This window comes from Thiolapillus sp., assembly GCF_048562965.1.
In the GTDB taxonomy this organism is placed as follows: Bacteria; Pseudomonadota; Gammaproteobacteria; order Chromatiales; family Chromatiaceae; genus Thiolapillus; species Thiolapillus brandeum_A.
The window spans coordinates 1-2798 of record NZ_JBHNMF010000431.1 but is presented as its reverse complement, the minus strand read 5'-3'; the positions used below and the strand labels follow the sequence as shown (position 1 = coordinate 2798).

Genomic DNA, 2798 nt, shown 5'->3' with positions numbered 1-2798 from the left:
GGTAGCGCTTCTGCCAAAAATGTTATCCAATAACACAGTTCGCGGGGGATACGGCTATATCCTTTCGCGTCCATAGCGGCCTCCAGAAGTTTGTGTTGATTTCTCTTCTGAGAAGGCCGCGTCTTGCTATGTCAACTGTTTTTTGAGATTTTTAGTGGTTTTTCTCCTCTGAAACTCTAAACTCTAGTTCCTGACGACAGATAGATCACGCAGCGTATATTTCTCCATACTATTCATACAGTCTGGCCATATCAGGTCACGTTTGGAAAATGTTGTCATCAGTGTGTCTCTTAACGTAGTGGGTAATGCATTTTCAACTGCATCTGTCAGAGCTGCTTTTAGCCGATCCCCAAGCTGCTTGAATTGTTCTAGGCCAACAACCAAGAAATCAGATGGAGGATTTGAAGTATCGGTTGCGGGCATGACAGGTCCAACAAAGACAGGAATGATGGTCGTATCCCCAATATGGTCCTTTACCCACTGCACGTGATCACTGAGTTGCCCGACTTCTTTTTTCTGATAGCGTGAACTGGCATCTTTACCCGTTTTTACTTCCAGGCACAGTACCGGTTGTCCATCCGCCACCCATAAAGCATCTGGCCCAGTGCCATGTTCATTATCCGGCCGCGTTGCATTTAATCCAAGATACTGACCAAGAGCACGAAGCGATTTCTCAGTTTGGGCAGGCGAACCGGAACCGCCCAGATAGGCCAAATCAGTATCCAGTCCCTTCGGCAGCACAATCGAGCCATCCGCCAGTATATTCAGCTGCTCGTCGATAGCGATAATTTGAGCCGGGACGGCGGCTTGAGATACCTGAGCATTTTCACGCGGATAGGCAGGAATATTACGCTGGGTTGCATGCGCATCCAAAAACATTTCCTGCGCCGACCCTCCATCCCCCATCATTTGATATGCGGCGCCTAACCACAAACAATGCCAGGCGCCGGTGCTATCACTCAACGCAAAGGCATCGTCAAGTGTAGCGCGTAGCACTTTCGCCGCTTTCTTATATTCACGGTGCCACATCAAGTGCCCATACTTCGCCTCTGATTTGGCGAGCCGGGTAAGATGTTCGGTATCCACATCAGCATTTTCCAGCTCTGCATCAGCCAGATAATCATTGTATGCCGCAATCCAGCCATCATCCCTCGTCAAACATTGTTCTGCAGCTGACAGAAGATCCTGAATCGAGTCAGCCTGTTCCGATACCGCATCACCCAGTGAAATTTGTTTTTGTAGGAATACAGGCAATACCCCCCTGTTTTTAGGGATTAAAACCCACTCGACAAGGCGCTCCCCGGTTAATATAACTACGCCGTGATCACTCATACCACGCGATATTCGGCCAAAACTCTGGACAACCCGAGAAGCGATCGCAGTTCTCAGTATTGCAGAAAGCCTCAAACGCTCCCAAAGATATCGCTCCAGCGGTCCCACTCCCATTGGTAAATCGTCAATTACCATGACCCTGCAGGTATCTCCTGGTAAATCCACCCCGTCATATCTAGCAGCCAACAGTAGCTTTACCGAATCAGCGGCTGGGGCATCCCTAAATTCACGCACGTATCGTGACACATCTTTTCTCGGGGGCGGCTGCACTACATCTTCCCATCTGGTAGCGCGGGAATATGTGGGCACGAGAACTAGCGCCTTCCTGCGATCTATCAGCTCTTTAGCCATTTCAATATCATCTCGTTCCAGATTAGCCCTGGACGGAATAACAATAAGCCGCTCACATTCACCGGCCGTGGTTGTCGGCGCAATCACCTCTTCCGGTATACACCCGAATGTTCTGGCGAACGCATCAGGCGCTGATAGCGTGGCAGAAAGATATACTCGCCTGACCCCTGTATTGAAATACGGGAGAGAACGCACAGGCACAAATGGCGGTGTAATCGTAATATCGTCACCCGATATCATAATGCAACATGTATCGACATGATCTCTGACGTGTTCCCAGGCGAACATCGTGCTCTTTTCCTGCTGCAGCCGCGCTTCGTGTAATATTCTCGTCATTTCACCGAGCTGTGAGTGGAGTTCAAACGGTGGAATCAGAAACAGGTGATGACATCTTGGATCTTCGAGCTCCGCATAGCTACCGGCTTTCCCGGTCTTATCGTGGTATCGTTTGAATAAAGCATGTACTGCAGCGTAGACATCGGAAAACTCCTTTCTTGCAATGCGCAGCGAGAAATGGTCGCGTAGTAGATGCTCTGCAGCGTGGGCATCATCAAAAATGACGGCCGCCAAGTGCTCATTAAGGAATTTCGATTTACCGTTGAACAGCGCTTGGTAGGTGGTTATGCAGGGTGCTTCGCCTCGCGTGAACAGATCGTTACTGAATTCATGCCTAAAGTATGTTGTTACATCAAGACCGTAGCCCCTTGCCTTTTCCGTCGTCTGCTCTACTAACTGGATCGAACTACACGCATAAAGGACTTTCTCCCTTTGTTCGTTTACAAGAGACTGCGCCATCAGCAATCCTACAAGGGTTTTACCCGCACCTGTGTTAAGCACAATTCCTACGTCAGGCTTTGCACGATTTTCATGCCACTCACGTAATGCGTCTCCTTGCGCTAGCCACAAGTCGTTTATTCCGGGATCGGAAACTTTCAGATTTTGAAAAAGTTCGACAGGATTAACAGGTAAATCCCCCCTCTTTTTTGGCTTAATCTTTGAGAAATCTAATGTCATTAGCTATCGGGCACCTCTATTAATTGCCCCTAATCCTGTAAAATAGCAGCATCACAGGCAAACGGGGAGAAATCCATGCAACCCAGCTTTTTTGATCAGGA

Annotated in this window: 1 protein-coding gene; it reads right to left on the bottom strand. The window is 48.7% G+C overall.

All coding sequences use genetic code 11. The features are described 5' to 3' along the window. Nucleotides 1–183: 183 nt before the first annotated feature. Nucleotides 184–2697, bottom strand: coding sequence for a DEAD/DEAH box helicase family protein (locus ACOCD2_RS15905; RefSeq protein ID WP_294031138.1), 2514 nt, complete (start codon nt 2695–2697; stop codon nt 184–186). Between the last annotated feature and the right edge of the window lie 101 nt (nt 2698–2798).